At 42.9% G+C, this 20,923-nt stretch carries 16 protein-coding genes and 1 other annotated feature; of the genes, 13 read left to right on the forward strand and 3 right to left on the reverse strand.

Features of this window, described 5'->3' with window-relative positions:
- The first annotated feature begins 148 nt into the window (after positions 1-148).
- On the forward strand, positions 149-1,567 hold the full coding sequence (locus KHB02_RS10900) for an NAD-dependent succinate-semialdehyde dehydrogenase (RefSeq protein WP_213144508.1): 1,419 nt from the start codon (positions 149-151) through the stop codon (positions 1,565-1,567).
- Between the two features lie 155 nt (positions 1,568-1,722).
- Positions 1,723-2,847 carry an HAD family hydrolase gene (locus KHB02_RS10905; protein ID WP_213144439.1) on the forward strand — a complete coding sequence of 375 codons (1,125 nt, stop codon included), beginning with the start codon at positions 1,723-1,725 and terminating at the stop codon, positions 2,845-2,847.
- Positions 2,848-3,144: 297 nt separating this feature from the next.
- On the opposite strand, the gene serA is transcribed toward KHB02_RS10905, so the two are convergent.
- Positions 3,145-4,788: a phosphoglycerate dehydrogenase gene (serA, locus tag KHB02_RS10910; RefSeq protein WP_213144440.1), complete on the reverse strand. Its 1,644-nt coding sequence runs from the start codon at positions 4,786-4,788 to the stop codon at positions 3,145-3,147.
- A 102-nt stretch (positions 4,789-4,890) separates the two neighbouring features.
- Positions 4,891-5,104, reverse strand: a binding site (T-box leader).
- Positions 5,105-5,395: 291 nt separating this feature from the next.
- Here serA and KHB02_RS10915 point away from each other — a divergent pair.
- The 3 genes from KHB02_RS10915 to thrB are packed head-to-tail and all read left to right on the forward strand — an operon-like array spanning position 5,396 to position 8,659.
- Complete coding sequence (locus tag KHB02_RS10915; protein ID WP_213144441.1) at positions 5,396-6,691, forward strand: homoserine dehydrogenase; 1,296 nt, start codon at positions 5,396-5,398, stop codon at positions 6,689-6,691.
- Positions 6,688-7,758 carry a threonine synthase gene (gene thrC, locus KHB02_RS10920; protein WP_213144442.1) on the forward strand — a complete coding sequence of 357 codons (1,071 nt, stop codon included), beginning with the start codon at positions 6,688-6,690 and terminating at the stop codon, positions 7,756-7,758. Before KHB02_RS10915 ends, thrC begins: the two co-directional genes overlap by 4 nt.
- Complete coding sequence (gene thrB / locus KHB02_RS10925; RefSeq protein ID WP_213144443.1) at positions 7,745-8,659, forward strand: homoserine kinase; 915 nt, start codon at positions 7,745-7,747, stop codon at positions 8,657-8,659. Before thrC ends, thrB begins: the two co-directional genes overlap by 14 nt.
- Before the next feature lie 27 nt (positions 8,660-8,686).
- On the opposite strand, the gene KHB02_RS10930 is transcribed toward thrB, so the two are convergent.
- Both KHB02_RS10930 and KHB02_RS10935 read right to left on the reverse strand, forming a co-directional pair.
- Complete coding sequence (locus KHB02_RS10930) at positions 8,687-11,224, reverse strand: bifunctional diguanylate cyclase/phosphodiesterase (protein WP_213144444.1); 2,538 nt, start codon at positions 11,222-11,224, stop codon at positions 8,687-8,689.
- Positions 11,225-11,298: 74 nt separating this feature from the next.
- Positions 11,299-11,442, reverse strand: a complete 144-nt coding sequence (locus tag KHB02_RS10935) for a hypothetical protein (protein ID WP_213117933.1) — start codon at positions 11,440-11,442, stop codon at positions 11,299-11,301.
- Positions 11,443-11,598: 156 nt separating this feature from the next.
- Here KHB02_RS10935 and KHB02_RS10940 point away from each other — a divergent pair, with 156 nt between their 5' ends.
- From KHB02_RS10940 to KHB02_RS10975, 8 genes are all read left to right on the forward strand, one after another.
- The gene (locus KHB02_RS10940; RefSeq protein ID WP_213144445.1) at positions 11,599-14,838 is read left to right on the forward strand and encodes a winged helix-turn-helix domain-containing protein; all 3,240 of its coding nucleotides are present in this window, start codon (positions 11,599-11,601) and stop codon (positions 14,836-14,838) included.
- A gap of 154 nt (positions 14,839-14,992) precedes the next feature.
- Positions 14,993-16,189 carry a substrate-binding domain-containing protein gene (locus KHB02_RS10945; protein ID WP_213144509.1) on the forward strand — a complete coding sequence of 399 codons (1,197 nt, stop codon included), beginning with the start codon at positions 14,993-14,995 and terminating at the stop codon, positions 16,187-16,189.
- 174 nt (positions 16,190-16,363) lie between these two features.
- Positions 16,364-17,119, forward strand: a complete 756-nt coding sequence (locus KHB02_RS10950; protein ID WP_213144446.1) for an ABC transporter ATP-binding protein — start codon at positions 16,364-16,366, stop codon at positions 17,117-17,119.
- The gene (locus KHB02_RS10955; RefSeq protein ID WP_213144447.1) at positions 17,116-17,823 is read left to right on the forward strand and encodes an ABC transporter ATP-binding protein; all 708 of its coding nucleotides are present in this window, start codon (positions 17,116-17,118) and stop codon (positions 17,821-17,823) included. The genes KHB02_RS10950 and KHB02_RS10955 overlap by 4 nt, the downstream gene beginning before the upstream one ends.
- A gap of 17 nt (positions 17,824-17,840) precedes the next feature.
- Positions 17,841-18,701 (forward strand): branched-chain amino acid ABC transporter permease, encoded by an 861-nt coding sequence (locus tag KHB02_RS10960; RefSeq protein ID WP_213144448.1) that lies wholly within the window; start codon positions 17,841-17,843, stop codon positions 18,699-18,701.
- A gap of 4 nt (positions 18,702-18,705) precedes the next feature.
- Positions 18,706-19,704 (forward strand): branched-chain amino acid ABC transporter permease, encoded by a 999-nt coding sequence (locus tag KHB02_RS10965; protein WP_213144449.1) that lies wholly within the window; start codon positions 18,706-18,708, stop codon positions 19,702-19,704.
- Between the two features lie 12 nt (positions 19,705-19,716).
- Positions 19,717-19,896 carry a hypothetical protein gene (locus KHB02_RS10970; protein ID WP_213144450.1) on the forward strand — a complete coding sequence of 60 codons (180 nt, stop codon included), beginning with the start codon at positions 19,717-19,719 and terminating at the stop codon, positions 19,894-19,896.
- 14 nt (positions 19,897-19,910) lie between these two features.
- A complete protein-coding gene (locus KHB02_RS10975) occupies positions 19,911-20,921 on the forward strand; it encodes a 3-oxoacyl-ACP synthase (RefSeq protein ID WP_213144510.1) in 1,011 nt (336 codons plus the stop codon).
- Positions 20,922-20,923: the final 2 nt, after the last annotated feature.

The following is a 20,923-nucleotide window of genomic DNA, read 5'->3' on the forward strand; positions in this document are numbered from 1 at the left end:
CCAACAATTGGAATCGCTGTTTTTTTGTTCCTTAATTTAGATGCTTCTAATAGCCGTGTGATTGGATGAGTTGATATAATGGAAGCAGTACAAAAGGGAAGGGGAGAATGCAATGGATACTTTAGGACAGAAATATCAAATTTACCCAATGTATCTTGATGGTAAATGGGTAGGCCAAGATTATGAAACGTTAACGGAAGTCGTAAACCCGGCGACCAAGGAAGTCATAGGAGCAGTACCAACCGGAGGTGCTTTTGAAGCGGAGCAGGCAGTCGATGCGGCTCACAAGGCATTTAAAACCTGGTCGAAAAAAACGGCTGAAGAACGCTATCAGCTCCTCATGAAATGGTACCAGTTGATTGATCAGAACAAACTTGAAATCGCTAAAATTATGACAATGGAGCAAGGCAAGCCGTTAAAAGAGGCAGTTGGCGAGGTCCAGTACGCCAACAGTTTCATTTCTTGGTTTGCTGAGGAAGGCAAGCGGGTTTATGGGGAAACGATACCTGCTTCTCATCCAAACAAACGCATTCTCGTACGCAAGGAGCCTGTCGGTGTTATTGCGGCGATTACTCCTTGGAACTTCCCTGCGGCGATGATTACTAGGAAAGTGGGCCCTGCGCTTGCAGCCGGTTGTACGGCGGTAGTTAAACCAGCTAATCAGACGCCTCTAACCGCGTTAAAGATAGCTGAACTTGCCCATGAAGCGGGAATACCAGAAGGCGTATTAAATGTGATAACTGGAAGATCCTCAGAAATCGGGGATGTTTGGTTGAAAGACCCTCGTGTTACTAAAATTACTTTTACCGGTTCGACCGAGGTCGGTAAAACATTAATGAGGGGCGCTGCCGAAACTGTGAAAAAAGTATCACTTGAGCTTGGCGGAAATGCACCATTTATCGTTATGGACGATGCCAATTTAGCAAAGGCAGCGGCAGGCCTTGTCCAATCAAAATTCCGCAATGCCGGACAAACCTGTATTTGTACGAACCGAGTCTATGTTCAGGAAGGTGTAGCAGAGGAATTCACGAAGTTATTCCAAACGGAATTAGAGAAGCTTAAAGTTGGAAATGGGCTTGAAGACGGCGTCGATATCGGTCCATTAATCGATCAAGCAGCCCGCAGTAAAGTGGAAGAACTCTTACAAGATGCAATCGAAAAGGGAGGCAGGGTCGTTTATACAGGACTAAAACCGGCGGAAGAGAAGGGCTATTTCTATTCCCCAACAATTTTAACGGATGTGCAGGATGACATGGAATGCATGAAGGATGAAATCTTTGGCCCGATTGCACCGATTGCGACCTTTAAGACGGAAGAAGAAGTGATTGAACGTGCTAATAATTCAAACTATGGTTTAGCTGCTTATGTCTATACCGAGAATTTGAGCCGATCGTTTAGAATCACGGAGCAGCTTGAATACGGTATCGTTGGTCTCAACGATGCGCTGCCTTCCGTTGCGCAAGCACCGTTCGGCGGATATAAGGAAAGCGGTATTGGCCGTGAAGGTGGTCATTTCGGAATTGAGGAATTTTTAGAAGTGAAATATATTTCCATCGGTTTGGACTAAAATAAAAAGCAAGCCGTGCACCAGAATGAACACCGGCGCACGGCTTGTTTTTATTTTTGCTATCACTGAATCTTCTCTCTTTTTACTTTTATTCAGTTCGTTTGCTGTGGTACGATAACGTATAAAAGCAGACAGGGAAATGGGGTAATAGGAAATTGATTAAAACGATTTTATTCGACGTTGACGGGGTTCTATTAAGCGAGGAACGTTACTTTGATGCATCGGCGCTAACCGTCTGGGAGATGCTGATAAGCAGTAATTACTTGGCTTTATCACCTGAAAAATTCAAAACAGATTATAGCGATAAAGAAATAGAAGAAATTCGAAATGTTGTATTTGAAAATGATAAAATCCTGAAATTCCAAAAATCACGCGGCCTAAATGCCAACTGGGATATGATTTATTTATCATTTGCCCACCAGCTAATTCATCTACTTTCACAAATCAAAGAATATGAAATTGAAAACATTAGAAAATGGTGTCAAGCACCAATCAATCATAAAACCTTACTTGAGATTGGTGGGGTGTTGAATAATTATTCGGTTGAACTGGATTTCGGTTTGTTTGTGAAGGAGTTTGAAAGGTCCGAGGCAACTAAGCAAGAACTGCTTGATTATTTGAATGTGCTGACCTTTGATAAGCTTGGTGTGGAAACCTCTAGTTTTCAAAAAGGGGAGCTTTGGTCTGTATGTGAGCATGTTTCTCAGGAATGGTATGTGGGCGATGACAATATTATTGCTTCAACTGGCAAGCCTTCTGTTCAGAAAGGCAAGAAAGGCTTTTTAGTTAATGAAACAACATTGGCTCCTAAAGAAGATATAGGAGAGCTATTTCAATTTTTAACAGCCTCGGGGATTGAGATTGGGATTGGAACAGGCCGTCCCGAATTGGAAACGATTCAGCCATTTCAACACTTGGATTGGTTAAAGCATTTTGATGTGAGTCGGATTGTGACTGCGGATGATGTCGCCAAGGCTGAGCAGGAACTTCCAGAAGGTAAATCTTTATCAAAGCCGCATCCGTATACCTACATATTGGGTCTGCATCGCAAAGATCTGTCCGTGCAGGAGTGTTTGAACACGCCGCTGCCAATCAAGGATGGCGATTCGGTCCTGATTGTGGGGGATTCATTGGCAGATCTTCTCGCTGCAAGGCAAATGGGTTGCCAATTCGCCGCCGTGTTAACCGGGTTATCCGGGAAAGACGCCAGAGGTGAATTTGAGAAGCATAAAGCGGACTATATTCTCGAATCTGTGCTTGATTTGAGGGGTATTCTTTAAAAAGTTGCCTGCTATTAGCGTATTTTTTTAGTTTATTAGCGAATTTGAGGATTCTATTAGCGAATCAAAGTCATTTATTAGCGATTTTTAACGTTTTATTAGCGAATCTAACAGTAAAAACCGAACCCTAAAATTTCTATCGGCGATTTTTGAGGTCCAATCGGCGAATCGAAGCTTTTTATGGGCGAATCTCCGCCCTCAATCGGCGAATTCAACCATTCTATCGGCGAATCAAAAAGTTCCAAAATTAAAAGGGCTGCCCCTATAAATGGAGCAGCCCTATTCAAATTCAAAAAATCAAACACTCTCCACAGCCTGCGGCTCAACGCGGCCTGCCTCAAACGTATCGACATTTGATAACTCTAAAAATTGTGCTTCGTCTAAACCAGGAATTTGGACAAGTTCACGGCTGACTTCAGTACCGAGCGTCTTATCAAGCGTCAACACCATGATGGCCTCGCCGCCAACTTCTGTACGGCCAACCTGCATGGTACCGATGTTGATTTGATAGTCTCCAAGTAAAGATCCTACCTTTCCAATCATCCCCGGCACGTCCTGATGTTTAATATATAATAGATATTTCTCAGGCTTCACGTCAATCCGGTATTGATTAATCTTTACAATCCGGGCACCGTAGCCGTTTAACACAGTGGCTCCAATCCGAGCAGTTTCATCACCTTGCGAAACTGAAAGCTCCAAATAGTTGGCAAAGCCTTTATTCGTAGCATTTTTCTGCACATTATAGGAAACGCCCTGCTCTTTCAATAAATGAAGCACGTTGATGAGATTGACAGAATCGCTTAAATGATAGGATAAAACACCTCTAAGCATTGTCCGTGTCAATAATTCTGTATCCTCATCGATTAGATCACCATAATAATTGATTTCTATTTTTGTAGGTGCAGAGTTTTTCAATAATTGAATGACAAGCTGGCCCACTTGGTCGCCAAGTACTAAATAAGGCTGGAGCTTGGCTTGCGTTTCGCCTGACATTTGCGGCATATTTACCGCATGCTGGATGGATTGGTTTTCAAAAATCTCAACGATTTCCGCGCTGACTTCTTCTGCTACTTTCTCTTGTGCCTCAACGGTAGAAGCGCCAAGATGCGGAGTAACGATAATATTCGGATTCTGCAATAGCTCTGGGTCACCAACCGGTTCTTTTTCAAATACGTCAAGGGCAGCACCGGCAACATGGCCAGACTGAATGGCCCGGACTAATGCTTTTTCGTCAATGATACCGCCGCGGGCACAGTTCACGAAGCGAACTCCTTTTTTCGTTTTGCTTAAAAATTCATCATTAATAATTCCGCGAGTATCATTAGTCAGCGGTGTATGGATGGTAATAAAATCAGCCTCGGCCGCAATTAAATCAAGGCTTGCTTTGGTAATGCCAAGCTTTTTCGCGCGGTCTTCCGTCAAATATGGGTCAAAGCCCAAAATATTCATGCCGAAGCCTTTTGCTCTTTTGGCCACTTCAGTACCGATCTTGCCCATACCAACAACACCAAGTGTCTTTTTGTACAGCTCCACTCCTTTAAAAGAGTTGCGGTCCCATTCACCGCCGGAGGTCTTTTGGTGGGCTTGCGGAATTTTTCTTGCCATCGCCAGCATCATCGCCAATGTGTGCTCAGTTGCAGCAATCGTGTTGGCACCAGGTGCGTTAATGACGATGATCCCTTTCTTGGTAGCAGCGTTGACATCAATGTTATCCACACCGACACCTGCTCTAGCAATGACACGCAGGCGGCCTGCTGCCTCAAGAAGCTCTCCTGTTACTTTTGTTTGGCTTCTCACAATAAGGGCGTCGTAATCACCGATAATCCTTTTTAATTCATCTGTAGGCAGTGTTGGCTGTCTTTCCACAATGAAATTGGCATGGTCGACTAAGCATTTTAAACCTGTCTGGCTGATTCCGTCGGTTACAAGCACTTTGTACATTTTTAAAACCTCCAGTTTGTTTTTTTATAAAAATTTTAATAGCTTACGGTATTTCATAGAAAAATAAAAAACGCCCCTCATAACAGACACAGTGGTCGTGTTATGAGGGACGTAAGTTAACGTGGTGCCACCCTCTTTTGCCGCAACACCGGTGCGGCCTCTAAGCAAATAACGGGTTGGTTATACCCGGGCTAGCCTACTAAAATTTCAGCAGCCAGTTCAGAAGGGCTGGGCATTATAGAAATTAGCACCGGTTCGCATCGTCCACCGGCTCTCTGAAACTATTTCCTATTGCCGTCTTCATCATCACTTTTTCATTAATAGAATACATCCAATTGAGTGAAATTTCAAAATTCAACTGAATATAGGCATTATTCTACATCCCGCTTTCGGGCTTGTAAAGGGGTTAAATTCAAAAAAATTTGCCAGTTTTCTCTGAAAATTTTTACTCAAAATGAAGAACCTTGCTATAATGCAATAGTAAGCGATTACAGCGGGGAAAAGTCAGAAATATATCTATTGTAAAAAAATGAACAGACCCTTATAATGTCTACAATAGAAATACAATTGTTCACACCAGAAGGACATAGGAACGGAGGGGAAATGGGTGAAAGCAATTTCGATTGGATTACTGGGGTTGGGTACCGTTGGCTCAGGTGTTGTCCAAATTATTAAAAATCATCAGGATAAATTAATGCACCAGGTGGGCTGCCCAGTAACGATTAAAAAAATTCTGGTTCAAAATTTAATTAAAACAAGACCTGTTGAAATCGAAGCAGGATTATTAACGAATAATGCTGATGACATCTTATTGGATGAAGAAATAGATGTTGTCATCGAGGTTATGGGCGGCATTGACGCCACAAAAGACTATTTGATTACGGCCCTCCGTCAAGGCAAGCATGTTGTGACTGCCAATAAGGATTTAATGGCTCTCCATGGCTCCGAACTGTTAACGGTGGCATCAGAGTATGGCTGTGATTTGTTTTATGAGGCGAGCGTGGCTGGCGGCATCCCGATTCTCAGAAGTTTGGTGGATGGTCTTGCTTCTGATCGTGTTACGCAAATGATGGGGATTGTCAATGGAACAACAAACTATATTTTAACGAAAATGAGCAATGAAGGCCGCTCCTATGATGAGGTGCTGAAAGAGGCGCAGGCTCTCGGTTTTGCGGAGACTGACCCGACATCTGACGTCGAAGGATTGGATGCAGCCCGTAAAATGACCATCCTTGCTACATTGGGCTTTTCCATGCATATTGATTTAGAGGATGTAAAGGTGAAGGGCATTTCGGGCGTAACGGAAGATGATATCCGCTACGGGAAACAGCTTGGCTATACGATGAAGCTGATTGGATATGCCCACCGCGAAGGAGAAAAGGTCGAAGTTAGTGTCGCCCCTACCTTCTTATCTGACAATCATCCGCTTGCTTCCGTTCAAAATGAATACAATGCTGTTTATGTGTACGGTGAAGCTGTGGGTGAAACGATGTTTTACGGGCCTGGAGCAGGCAGTCTGCCAACCGCAACCTCCATTGTTTCCGACCTTGTCGGTGTGGTGAAAAATTTGCGGCTTGGTGTGAATGGGAAAAGTGCCGTGACCCCGCAATATCCAAAGCAATTAAAGGATGATAACGAAAAATATTCGAAGTACTTCCTGCGTATCCACGTCAGGGATGAAGTTGGTGTTTTTGCCGATATAACAACGATTTTTGCCAATTATGGGGTCAGCTTTGAAAAAATTCTTCAGCTGCCAATTAAGAAACATGAAACATCAGAAATTGTCCTAGTAACCCATAAAGCTTCTTTAACAAGCTACGATGGAATTCTACAGGAGTTAAATGACCTGCAAGCTGTAAAAGAAATAAAAAGTGCATATAGAGTGGTGAGGAAAACGATATGAGATGGCCAGGATTAATTGAAGCATATAAAGAATTTTTACCAGTAAATAATGAGACACCAAGGCTAACGCTAAATGAAGGAAATACCCCGCTAATTCACTTGCAGAATCTTTCCAAGGAATGGGGAGTAGAGCTTTATGTAAAAGTAGAAGGAGCCAATCCAACTGGTTCCTTTAAGGACAGAGGAATGGTAATGGCGGTTGCCAAAGCAATTGAGGAAGGCAGCAAAACTGTCATCTGCGCCTCCACCGGAAACACTTCAGCTGCCGCTGCAGCATATGCAGCCCGGGCGGGTATCAACTGTATCGTTGTGATTCCGGAAGGGAAAATTGCCATGGGCAAACTTGCTCAGGCGATGATGTATGGGGCCGAAATCATCTCCATTGAAGGAAATTTTGACCAGGCTCTTAAAATGGTGCGAGATATCAGCGAAGTAGAGCCAATCACATTGGTTAACTCAGTTAACCCTTTCCGTCTGGAAGGGCAAAAAACAGCCGCATTTGAGGTTTGTGACCAGCTTGGTTCAGCACCTGAAATTTTAGCGATCCCGGTTGGAAACGCCGGCAACATCAGCGCTTATTGGAAAGGCTTTAAAGAATATAACAGCAAAAAAGAAACTGGTCTGCCAAGAATGTTCGGTTTTGAAGCTGCAGGGGCCGCCGCTCTCGTACATAACCGCGTGTTTGAAAATCCGGAAACAATCGCAACAGCGATTCGGATTGGCAACCCGGCTAGCTGGGATTTGGCGGTTAATGCAGTCAAAGAATCTAACGGTCAGTTTGATGAAGTTACCGATGATGAAATCGTCGCAGCTTATAAAAAATTAGCTTCTACTGAAGGTGTTTTTGCAGAGCCGGCATCCTGCGCTTCTATCGCTGGTGTTTATAAATCATTACAAAACGGGAAAATCGCCAAAGGGACCAAAATTGTCGCTGTTCTTACAGGAAATGGCTTGAAGGATCCGGACACAGCTATTCAAAGCAGCTTGGTGAAACCTGTTGTATTGCCAAACGATGAAAAGGCTGTGGCAGAGCATATTCGAGGGGTTGTCGGGCATGCCGCTGAATAATCAATGGATGATCAAGGTTCCGGCAAGCACAGCCAATCTTGGTCCGGGATTTGATTCCATGGGGCTGGCGGTAGATCTGTATTTGACTTTAGAGGTGGAGAAAAGTGACCATTGGGAATTCCTTTCTCCTAACCCTGAATTAACCCAGCTTCCAACTGATGAAACCCATTTTATCGCACAAATTGCCCTTGAGACAGCTAAGAAATATGGAAAAGAGCTAACTCCCTGCCGTGTAAAAATGGAAAGTGAGATTCCCTTGGCACGCGGACTTGGTTCAAGCGCTTCTGCTATCATTGCAGGGATTGAACTTGCTGATATCGTGGGTGGCTTAAACCTGACAAAGGAGGAAAAGCTTCTATTGTCAACTGATATAGAGGGCCATCCGGACAATGTTGGGGCATCCCTTTATGGGGGCCTTGTCATCGGAAGTTATCGGCAAAACGAAGTGGAGATGCTGAACTTTACCAATCTTTCCTTTGAGATGGCTGCGGTTATTCCGAAAGAAATCTTATTAACTAAGGATTCACGCGGAGTACTGCCAAACAGCTTTTCGATGAAAGAAGCGATCGAGGCTTCTTCGGCTGCGAACGTATTGGTGGCATCCCTGTTAAGTGAAAATTGGGAAATGGCCGGAAAAATGATGGAACGAGATCGGTTTCATCAACCTTATCGGAGACCACTGATTCCTTTTTATCAAGACGTTGAACAATTTGCCAAAGAGAATGGGGCATTCGGAACAGCATTAAGCGGCGCAGGTCCAACTGTCCTTTGCTTTGCTGAAAAGGGCAATGGCCGTCAGCTGGTTACAGATATCCAAAAGGCATTCCCGGAAATGACCGTTAAGCTCTTGCAAATTGATTCCTCCGGCAGCAGAGTCTGTGAAACAGCGAAACGGAAGTAATTTAAAACAAAGCAAAAAGAGGCTGAATCATTCAGCCTCTTTTTGCTTTTTCAAATATTGCTCAAAATCGCTTTTATTTAATGGTCTACTAAATAAATAGCCCTGCATTAAACAACAATCTCTAGAAAGTAAAAATTCCTTCTGATATTCCTTTTCAACTCCTTCTGCAATTACTTGAAGCTTTAAGCTTCGGCCTAGATTAATAATAGCTTCGGGAATCTCGGAGTTCTCAAAATCTTCTTCGATATTCTGAATAAAGGATTTATCTATTTTTAAGCAATCGATCGGTAAATCTTTTAAATAGCTTAAAGACGAATAGCCCGTCCCAAAATCATCAATAGAAATGGAGATTCCCAAACTTTTAAGTGTACGAAGTGATTGAACAATTTCTCGTGAATTATTCAAAAGAATGCTTTCTGTAATCTCAATTTCAAAACAGTCAGGACGTAATTCACTATTGGCAAGAATTTCTTCAATCATCGTGACCATCTTGCGTGGTTCCTGAAACTGCCGGGCAGAAAAATTTACCCCTACTGATAACGGAATAGGCCTATTCATGTTCCAGAAGCTTACCTGACTGCAGGCTGTTTTCATCACAAATTCCCAGATTGGCTGAATTAATTCTGTTTCTTCGGCAATTGGGATAAAAATTTCCGGCGAAACAACACCCAATTCATCATCCGTCCATCTCAGCAAAGCTTCAACACCAAAGATGGTACCTTCTTTTACATTCATTTTTGGCTGGTAATAGACTTCTAATAATTCATTTTCAATCGCTTTTCTTAAGCGAGCCTCAAGATGTGGTCTTTTTATATTCGCCTTTCTTAACTGTTCTGAAAAAACAACAACTTTGTTTCCTCCCATTTTCTTCGCCGTATACATGGCCGTATCTGCGTAGATAATGAGACTTTCGATATTATCTGTGTGCTCGGGGTAGATGCTGACACCACAGCTGGCTCCCATATAAATTTCTGTTTCATCAAGAAAATAAGGGGCTTTTAAGTTGGAAATGATTCTCTCAGCAGAACTCTTTGTATCTTGTAAATTATAATTGAACAATAAAATAATAAATTCATCGCCGCCTTGCCTGATGATGAAATGATTTTCATTATTGGGCAGGCTATCCTTTATACGGCTGGCAGTCATTTTGAGGATTTCGTCCCCTTTGGAATGCCCAAAGGAGTCATTAACTTCCTTAAAACGGTCCATATCCATGAAAATAACCGATAAGGTTTCTCCATTTTGATTCGCCCTATTTACAATCGAAGGCAGTTTTTCTTGAAAATATCTTCTGTTAAGCAGTCCTGTTAACGCGTCATGATTCGCTTGGTATTCGATAAATTCCCTGCTCTGCTGGAGATCCGTTACATAGTTGTGCAGGTCCTTAGACAAAGCATTGACGTTTTCCGCGAGCATGCCCAGCTCATCCTTGCGTTTCAAATGAAGGTTTTTTCCAAAATTGCCTTTGGCTATTTCATTGACCCGATCCACGATATAACCAATCGGCCTGGTAATGGAGTTTGAAAAAATAAAGCTGATAATTAACACGATAATCATAATGATAATGGAAAGCAGGATATGAACCTTCAGTTCATGCGCCAATTCATTTTCTATCAGTCCATAATCATAAACGAGGCCCGTCACAAAAGCTGTACCATTGGCTGAACCGGGGACGAAGGTTTTCATAACGTTTTTGCCATTTAAGTGGGCCTTGTAGGATTGCGTTTTCCCTGTTTTCATCGCCATTTTGATTAAAGCAGCATCCTTTTTATAGTTTTCGTATTTATAGTCACCGTACCACTTAGGACGCGCTGAAATGCGCATATAGGAGTTTCCGTTTAAATGAACGTATTCGTCCTTTTTTCCAAAATTCTTGGGATTGAAAACAGTTAACTCCAAAATGCCTTTTTGCTTGGTATAATCTTTTATAATTTTTTTAGGGCCAAAAAGATCCTCATATTCTATTGCTTCACTGTCCCGGAAATAAGGGTTTATGATATAATTCGTTGTCCCATCATAATAATAGCCCCATTTATCAACGTGATCCGGATCCGAAGAGGCTACTTCGATTGGTCCCGACCAATAATTTGGCAGTGTTAACCCCTTTCCGACCGTAACAGGCTTTAACGCAAAAAGCTGCTGATAGGCTTCATACCAATAGCCCCATCCCTTGGTGGACATGTTAATTTCCTGAGGGTCGGATGATTTCACACCAATAATGTCATCTTCTGTCTTTGCCATTAAAGTAATGTGTGAGACCCCGACGTCCTTGGCTATTTTTTTGAGCTGCTCGTTTGAGACATCCTCCCAGCGGGGCGGAAGCTGATCCTTGATGGCGAGGGAGGCAATCCGTAAATCGCTGCCAAGAATATCTTCAACATATAAGGAACCCTTGGTTGTATTTTTGACATGATAGGAAATTTCCTTTGTGATCATGGAAATCTCTCGATTGTTAGTACTAATGAGCTGATTTTTTGACCGAATATAATGAAAGGCATTATTCGTAACTAAAATGATAAATACAAGCAGACAAAATAATAGCGGAAGTTTTTTCTTTATAGACAAGCTTTAACACTCCAATGAGCAGCATACACTTCCTTTTAATAAGGTGTGTATGCTGTTGTAGATTAGGGGACAGATTAACCCTTTATTCCATGGAGCCATTCTTCATAGCATTCATCACATAGTGTTTCATGCCTTTCTTGATTGGCTGAATCAAACGAAACCTGATGAAGATGTTTTTCCTCAAATTGGTTTGTGCAATAAAAGCATGTATCAGGCATTTTCTATCCTCCTTTATAAATATAGATAGTTTAGTTTCTTCCCGCAACCTAAGTTTTATAATAGAAAAAAATCTTTCAGCAACTCGTCCTACTATCTCCCAGTATGGTAAAATAGTGTAAAAATTGGGAATTTTTTAGAGGGGGAGGCCTTCAAGTATGAAGCTTCCAATTATCCAAACGAAGCTGCGGGTTCCTGCAGTGAAAGATGAATTTCTAAGAAGAGCAAATCTTACGAGGAAGCTGAAGAAAATACCAGAACATCCCTTAACTATTATTCATTCCGGGGCTGGCTTTGGAAAAAGCACCGCACTTGCCTTGTTCATGAAGGACGAAAATATTAATGGCTGCTGGTATTCCATCTCTTCTATGGATGATGATATCCTTCCGTTTCTGTCTCATATTATCCATTCCATTCGAAAAGCTGCCCCTGAGTTTGGCAGAGAGTTGTTAACCTTTGTGGAAACCACAGATCGTTATATCCGCAATGAAGAAATAGGTTTCCTCTGTTCTTTGTTTATTAATGAAATCCTTGAAACCAGTTCTGAAATCATTTTGATTTTGGATGATTTTCACCAAATTGAACAGTCCTATACCATTAATAGTTTCATGGAAAATCTTCTCGAGCATATCCCTGCCAATTTGCATATTGTGATCTCTAGCCGAAGCCGTCCGGTTTGGAAGCCTCTTACAAAAATGAAAGTGTGCGGACAATTGCTGGAAATTACCAAAGAGGACTTAATTCTGACCATCGAGGAAATGGAATTGCTCTTGTTGGACTTATATGGCCTGGAGGTGGAACATTATCATTTATTAGCTATTTATCAAGTAACAGAAGGATGGATTATTGCCACATGTATGATTGCCCAGCAAATTCCCTTGAAACAGGACATTTCCGCTTTAATTGAGCAAACTTCCCTGTCCCTTCATGACTTTTTTCAGTATCTAGTTTTGGAAGTGTTTTCAAAGCAGCCGCCCATCGTTCAGCAATTTCTTGAACAAACATCTATTTTTGAGGAGATTGAAGAGGAATTATGTGACGAGGTCATCGGCATTCAAGCGGCCTCAAGTATGTTGGAACAGTTAAAAGACCGAAACCTGTTTATCCAAAAAGTCGACTCAAAGCATTATCGTTACCACGCATTATTTAAGGATTTTTTAGAAAATCATTTTGAAAAGAATCATCCGGAAAACTTTATCTTCCTGCATGAACGATGTGCCCGTTTTTATGAAAAAAGGGAGCTTTGGGAAAAGGCACTTTATCATTACAAAAAAATAAAACAGTTTAAAGCGATTGCCTCTATATTGCAGGAAAAGGGCTTTCACATGCTAGAAAGCGGTAAATTGGAAAGCTTAGCGGATTTGTTAAAAAAAATCCCTGAGGATGAGTTCGATACCTACTATCTTCTTTGGCTATTGAAAGCGGAGGTATACCGATACCGTTCCCAATATCTTGACGCCGAAGAATGTTATCATGAGGCTTACGAAGGTGCCCGGAGGAGAAATGATTTTATCGGAATAAGCAGGGCTTTAGAGGGAAAAGCAAAGATTTACTTGGACACGATTCAGCCTCAGCGTGCAGAACAGCTTTTATATGAAGCGATTGCCCACCGGGAAAAAAGCAATAGCCCCGTGGAGGAGAGCGGCAGACTTTATGAATTATTATCCGAGAATCTGCTTAACTCCGGGAAAGCAAAAAAAGCGGAAGTTTGGCTAAAAAAAGCCAAGGAATCGACTATTTCCAAGCTTGACGGAAGCCTCGAGGCAAGATTGTATCTACGAACAGGACGGTTTGAGAAAGCAAAGAAATTTCTATATATGAAAAAAGCTGAAGTTAAGAATGTTCAACTTTCTTCCCTGCCGCAGGCACACCGTGAAATTGACTTATTACTTTCCATTATCGAGGCTTTTACTGGAGAAGGGAATAAAGCAAAAGAGCTTGCCCAGGCAGGCATCCAGCAGGGAATCAGCTTGAAGGCTCCATTTGTGGAGGCCTGCGGGTGGATTAGGATGGGGCACGCTGTTCAAATTTTGAATAAATATGATTCTTCGTTAGCGGAAAACTGCTATCAGACGGCACTAGAATTGATGGATAAATTGCAAGTTGACCGTGGTAAGGCAGAGCCATTAATGGGACTTTGTATTTTATATGGCGTCAGAGGGGAATTCGAACGGGCGATGACGGCCGGTAAACGTGCTTTGCAGGAGACGGAAAGAGTGAATGATCTTTGGCTTTCGGCCATGATTACGCTTGGCATGGGGATCACTTGCATTCATAATGAACGATTCTCAAAGGCCCTGGATTACTTGGAGCAAACGAATACCATGTTTGTACATTGTGAGGACTCTTATGGTCAAATGCTCAGCAATTTCTGGCTGGCCTATTGTTTTCACATCGAGAAAAATTGGAAACAATTCAGGACAGCCTTTGCTGAGTTTTTAAATATTGTCCAAACACACGAATATGAATTCATTTTTCATAAAAGATCTGTCTTTGGTCCAAGAGATTTGCAGGTGTTCATTCCTATGTTAATAGATTGTTTAAAAGAAGACGGACAAACAGGATTTGCGGCCAAAATTCTGCAGGATATGGGAATTGCCGCCTTAGAATCCCACCCCGGTTATTCCATCAGGGTCCAAACCCTTGGGCAATTCAGGATTTGGCTGGCGGATAAGGAAGTCGGTGAAAAGGAATGGCAGAGAGAAAAGGCAAAGGAACTATTTCAATTATTGATGACTACCGGTGAATTAATTTCAAAAGAAGAGATTATTGCAATCCTTTGGCCAAATCAAGAGCGAAAAAGTGCTGACCGGGACTTCAAGGTGGCCTTAAACAGCCTGCAGAATGTCCTTGAACCCGCACGGAAGGCAAGGGCTGCGCCTTTTTTTGTAATAAGAGAAGGAAGCTTCTATGGATTAAATCCACTGGCGGTGATTGAATTGGATACAGTCCTTTTTCAGGACTTGATTCAAAAAGGGCTTCAGGAAGCAGAACCTGAGAAAGGGCAGCTTTTTTTGGAAAAGGGCTTAAAGCTCTATCAGGGGGAGTATTTGCCTGACCGCCGCTACGATGATTGGTGTATCAGCAAAAGGGAGAGGATGCTCGTTTATTTCCTAAGAGGAGCGGAAAAAATGGCTCAAGCCTATGTTCGTCAGGAAAATTATGATGGGGCCATTTTCTGGTGTGAAAAAATATTGGAGCGGGACCGTACCTGGGAAGAAGCATACCGGCTGCTCATGTACTGCTACTATCGTAAAAATAACCGGCCGCAGGCCTTAAAATGGTATCAAAAATGCACCGAGGTCCTCGAAAAAGAACTAGGTGTTTCGCCGCTTGAGCCAACAAGGCATATGCGTGACATGATTATGGAATCTGACAGCTATATACAGCCAATCTGACAGCCTGAAAAAAAGGCTGTTTTTTTTTGTAACTTCTTTGTAACTCCTATTTCCTATGATGAAGTCAAAGCATTTCCATGATTGACCTGAAAAATTTTAAGGGGGAAGAGATGTGAAGGGAAGCAGAAAAAGATGGGCATTTTTAGGATTACTAATGTTTGTGATGCTGTTTGCCAGTGCGTGCAGCTCGGACAAATCATCATCAGAGCCGAAGGACAACGGTGGAAAGAAGGAAGAAAATAAAGCCCCAATTAAAATCGGTGTGCTTGCATCAAAAACTGGAGCCTTGGAGTCCTACGGTAAACAAACATTAAGAGGCTTTGAGCTGGGACTACAATATGCTACAGACGGAAAGATGGAAGTGGATGGCAGAAAAATTGAATTCTATGTGGAAGATACCGAAACGAAGCCGGAAGTAGCTGTACAAAAAGCAACGAAACTATTAGAAGAAGATAAGGTAGATTTCTTGGTTGGATCGTCTAGTTCGGCTGATACATTAGCAGTACTTCCGCTGGCTGAGGAATATAAAAGAATTATGGTGGTTGAACCAGCTGCAGCTGATACGATTACTGGATCCGAGTTCAACCCTTATATTTTCCGAACAGCACGGAACTCTTCACAGGACGCAGTTGCAGGTGCAGCAGCCATCGCGAAAAAGGGTGTCAAAATTGCGACCCTAGCTCCTGATTATTCATTTGGACGTGACGGGGTAGCAGCATTTAAAGAAGCGGCTAAGAAATTAGATGCTGACATTGTAAAGGAAGAATATGCGGATCCGGCAGCAACGGATTTTACCTCTAATATTCAAAAAATCATTGATGCCAAACCTGATTACTTATTCGTAGTCTGGGCCGGCGCTAACTCTCCATGGAAACAGATTGCCGATATGAAGGTTCAGGAAAAAGGCATCAAAATCTCAACCGGAGCACCGGATATTGCGGCCTTATCTACAATGGCGCCGCTTGTAGGAATGGAAGGCTTCACTGTCTATTATCATGATCTTCCAAAAAATAAAATCAATGATTGGCTTGTCGCTGAACATAAAAAGAAATTTAACAATGAGGTTCCCGACCTATTTACACCAGGAGGTATGAGTGCGGCGATCTCCATTGTGGAAGCTGTCAAGAAAACAAAAGGCGATACTGACGCCGATAAATTGATTAAAGCGATGGAAGGAATGAGCTTTGAAACACCGAAAGGAAAAATGACATTCCGACCTGAGGATCACCAGGCACTGCAGTCATTATATGCGATTAAGCTTGAGAAAAAGGATGGCGTGAATTATCCGGTTCCGGTATTAATGCGCGAGCTGACTCCCGAGGAAACCGCTCCGCCAATTCGTAATAAATGAAAACTCGCCGATAGGACGAAGACGGAGGCGTAGTTGAATTTATACGTTATGAAATTATAAATTTTGAAAAAAATTATAATTTCATATTAGCTAAATAAATTTCACAGGTGAGTGGGGGATTAAGGTTTATTAAGTTCCCCCTCTTCCTATTTGTAATCTAGGGTGGTGATATGTTTGGCAGCATTGATTGAAACAAATGATTTATCGATAACCTTTGGCGGTCATACCGCGGTTGATTCCGTTACATTAACAGTTCCTGAAAAACACTTTAAGTCAATTATCGGGCCGAATGGCGCCGGAAAAACGACCTTTTTTAATCTATTAAGCGGGCAGCTTACGCCGACAAAAGGGAAAATTTATTACCGGGGGAAAGACATCACTGCTTTTTCACCGACGAAACGAACCAGGGCAGGAATTGGCCGTTCCTTTCAAATTACAAATGTATTTCCCAATTTAACCGTTTTGGAAAATGTCCGGCTCGCTGTCCAATCGCAGTCGGGAGTCCGCTATCAAATGCTCTTTCATTATAAAAAATATCGCCAATTTGAAGAGAAGGCGCTGGAATGGCTGAGGCTGGTGCTTCTCGATGACAAACAGGACTCACTTGCCGCTAACCTTGCCCATGGTGAAAAGCGGAAGCTGGAAATTGCCATGCTGCTGGCATTGGAAACAGAGGTTTTGCTACTGGATGAACCGACCGCGGGGATGTCCCTAGAGGAGGTTCCAGCGATTTTGGAGGTCATCAAGCGGATTAAGCAGCAAGGGGATCGAACCATCATTCTAATTGAACACAAAATGGATATGATTTTAGATTTGTCCGATTCTGTCATGGTTTTGTTTAACGGCAGGCTTCTGGCTGACGGCACGCCAGAGGAAATCATGAAAAATGAGACGGTTCAGTCGGCCTATTTAGGAGGGCTTTACGAATGAGCGAACTACTGCAGCTAAAGGACATAGAAACACATATTGGCCAATATCATATTCTTCAGGGTGTTTCGTTGGAAGTGAAAAAGGGAGAAGTGACCGTTTTGCTTGGCCGAAATGGAGCAGGTAAGACGACCACTTTACGGACTATCATGGGGTTTACGCCTGCTTCCAAAGGAAGTGTGATCTTTAAAGGGGAGTCCATTCAGACTCTTGCCCCCTATACCATTGCCAAAAAAGGGATTGGTTTTGTACCGGAAGACCAAGGGATTTTTTCAGGCTTAACCGTTGAGGAAAATATGAAAGTGGCAATGCAAAAGGAAAATACAGAAACCTTGAAGAGAATGGATTGGATCCTGGAGCTGTTTCCCGACTTGAAAAAGTTTTGGAAAAAGCCAGGAGGGCTGTTAAGTGGGGGGCAGAAGCAAATGCTGGCCATTGCCAGGGCCTATATTAATGAGAATGAATTGCTATTAATCGATGAGCCGAGTAAGGGATTGGCTCCAATCGTTGTGGAAAAGGTGATGGAATCCATTACCCAAATGAAGGAGCAGACAACCATTGTTTTGGTCGAGCAAAATTTCATGATGGCGAGTACGATCGGTGACCGTTATTACATTATTGATGACGGCCAGACAGTAAGCCATGGAACAATGCAGGAATTGAAAGAAAACGAGGAAAAGAAACGAAAATATTTAGGGATTGCCTAGGAAAGGGGAAGACCTTTGTGGATTTATTCTTCAATTTGGCTTTAAATGGGCTGGCGACTGGGATGCTCATTTTCCTGCTGGCAGCCGGGTTAACGCTAATATTTGGGTTAATGGATGTATTGAACTTTGCCCATGGCGGGTTATTTGCCTGGGGAGCTTACAGCGGTTTATGGATTTATGGAAAAACGGGGAGCTTTCTGATTGGGATTGCCGGTGCCGTCCTGACCGGATTCCTTTTAGGCATCATCACGGAAAAATGGATTATCAAACCGGTTTATGGGAATCATGTCCAGCAAATTTTAATTACACTTGGGCTCATGCTTGTACTTTCGGAAATGCTGAAGGTGATTTGGGGACCTAATCAAATTACCGCCACGCCACCGGATTATTTAAAGGGAAGCTGGGAACTAGGCGGCGTGATTATCATTAAATATCGGGTATTTATTATTTTGGCTGGCCTGCTTATTTATACGTGCGTGCAATTTTTGCTCAAAAAAACGAAAATCGGCCTTGTCGTCCGAGCTGGCGTAATGAATAAGGAAATGGTCCAGGCATTAGGTATCAATATTCAAAAGGTATTTATGTTTGTATTTATGATTGGTGCAGGAATGGCCGCTCTCGGCGGAGTTCTTTTGGGGCCATATTCCGGAGTCATCCATGCCGGGATGGGAATGGAGTTTGCCATTTTAGCCTTTATCGTGGTAGTCATCGGGGGCATGGGCAATTTCAGTGGTTCCATTTTGGCGGCCATTCTTGTGGGGCTGTCCGGTTCGTTTATGGCGTACTATGTTCCGGATTTGTCGCTTGCTGTTAATATGCTGTTAATGGCAGTTGTATTGATTATTCGGCCGCAAGGACTATTTGGGGCAAAGGGGTGAGAATATGAAGTGGTTACGAACTAATAAGGGAACAACATTATTTTGGATAGTTGCAGCATTTCTCTTCCTCTTGCCATTTGTCTATGAATCTCGTAATCTGATGATTTTATTAACGCAAATATTTATTTTTTCGGTATTTGCAATGAGCTATGACCTGCTCCTTGGTTTTACCGGTATTGTTTCTTTTGGTCACGCGATGTTTTTTGGAATCGGAGCTTATTCGATCGGGATTTTTATGAAGCGATTTGAGCCGACGATGCTGAATTTCCTGCTTGCACTATTGGCAACACTTGCTTTAACGGCGCTGGTCAGCTTTTTAGTCGGGCTTTTGACGCTCCGCTTAAAAAGCCACTTTTATGCGATGTTAACGTTGTCTTTATCGGGATTGTTTCTAGTAGCGGCAGAAAAATGGCGGAGCCTGACCCATGGGAATGATGGCTTTACATTTCGTGTTCCGGAGCAATTTATTGACCGGACCGATTACTATCTGATTTGTCTGCTGATTATGGCGGTGGTGTTTATGATTTTAAAGCGGTTTACCAATTCACCATTGGGACGGGTGCTTCAAGCGATTCGCGAGAATGAGCAGCGCACCGAGTCACTTGGCTTTCATGTCCTCCACTATAAAATTGCCGCAAGCATCGTTTCCGGAGTATTAGCCGGTGTAGCGGGCATTCTTTATGCGATGTCACTACGGTTTGTTAATACAAGTGTTTTTTCGATGGACATCACATTGGATGCGTTGTTAATGACGATTATCGGCGGTGTCGGCACACTATATGGTGCGATGATCGGTGCCGGATTAATTGAATTTGCCCATGACTGGCTGACAGAGCTGGCGAAAGAGCATTGGATTTTTGAACGCTGGATTATCTTTTTTGGCATTATTTATATTTTAGTGGTCATGTTTTTCCCGAAAGGAATTGTCGGTACGTTAAGGACCATAACCTGGAAGCGGAAAAAGCAGCAGGCAGTCAATAAAAAAGAAAAGCTGGCGGGCTAGAAGGAGGCGTCAATGGATACGAATCAAGTTACCTCCTTTGTCGTTCGTTTTCAATTGGCTGCAGTCGAAAAGGAGACCGGGTCCCGGCACTGGAGGATTAAAGTGACCCATGTGCAGGAAGACCGGGAAACTTTATTCGAAACGATTGAAGAGGCGATGTTGTTTATGAAGGAAATTGCGGAAGATTCATAGAGTAGGTGATCGTTTTGCAAATAGGCATAGTCAGTACAGGGATATACTTGCCGGAAAAAACAATGACTGGTCGGGAAATCGCCGATAAGGCAGGCATTCCGGTGACCGTTGTAGAAGAAAAAATGGGGATTAGGAAAAAGCATATTCCAGGTCCCGATGACCATACCTGTGAAATGGGCATCCTTGCTGCAAGAAAGGCGCTTGAGAAGGCCTCGTTTAATCCTTTGGATATTGACCTCGTCATTTATATCGGTGAGGAGCATAAGGAATATCCACTCTGGACGGCGGGAATCAAGCTGCAGGAAGCAATCGGCGCTTTTAATGCCTGGGCGTTTGATACGGCTTTAAGGTGCGGCACAACCGTGATGGCGTTGAAGGTGGCGAAAAGCATGATGCTCTCTGACCCAGGTATACGAACGGTTCTTCTTGCCGGGGGTTACCGAAATGTTGATTTCATAGATTACGAGAACCCTAGAACAAGATTTATGTATAATCTTGGCGCTGGCGGCGGGGCCATTCTTCTTCAAAAGGATTATTCGGAAAATCTTTTGCTGGAGACGGTAATCCTGACGGATGGTTCTTTTTCCGAGGACGTCGTCGTCGTTGCCGGCGGCACTAAACATCCAATCTCGAGCGAGGCGATTGCCAAACGCTTGAACATGCTCGATGTACTTGACCCTGAGGGGATGAAACAGCGCCTTGAGGAAAAATCAATGAGCAATTTTTTAAAAGTCATTCGCGAATCGGTTCGGAAGAGTGGGTATACAGTGGACGATATTGCGTATTTAGCGATTCTTCACATGAAAAAATCCGCTCATGAATATGTTTTAAGAGAACTGGGCTTGTCCGACGAGCAGGCAATTTATTTGGAGGATTACGGTCATATTGGGCAGATAGATCAAATCTTGTCGTTGGAGCTGGCTTTACGGAAAGAGAAAGTGAAGGACGGCGATCTTGTCGTTTTTGTCAGCGCCGGGATTGGCTATGCGTGGGGAGCGACTACCATTAAATGGGGGAAGGGATGATA

Origin of the sequence: Neobacillus citreus (genome assembly GCF_018343545.2) — a bacterium.
Lineage (GTDB): Bacteria > Bacillota > Bacilli > Bacillales > Cytobacillaceae > Neobacillus > Neobacillus citreus.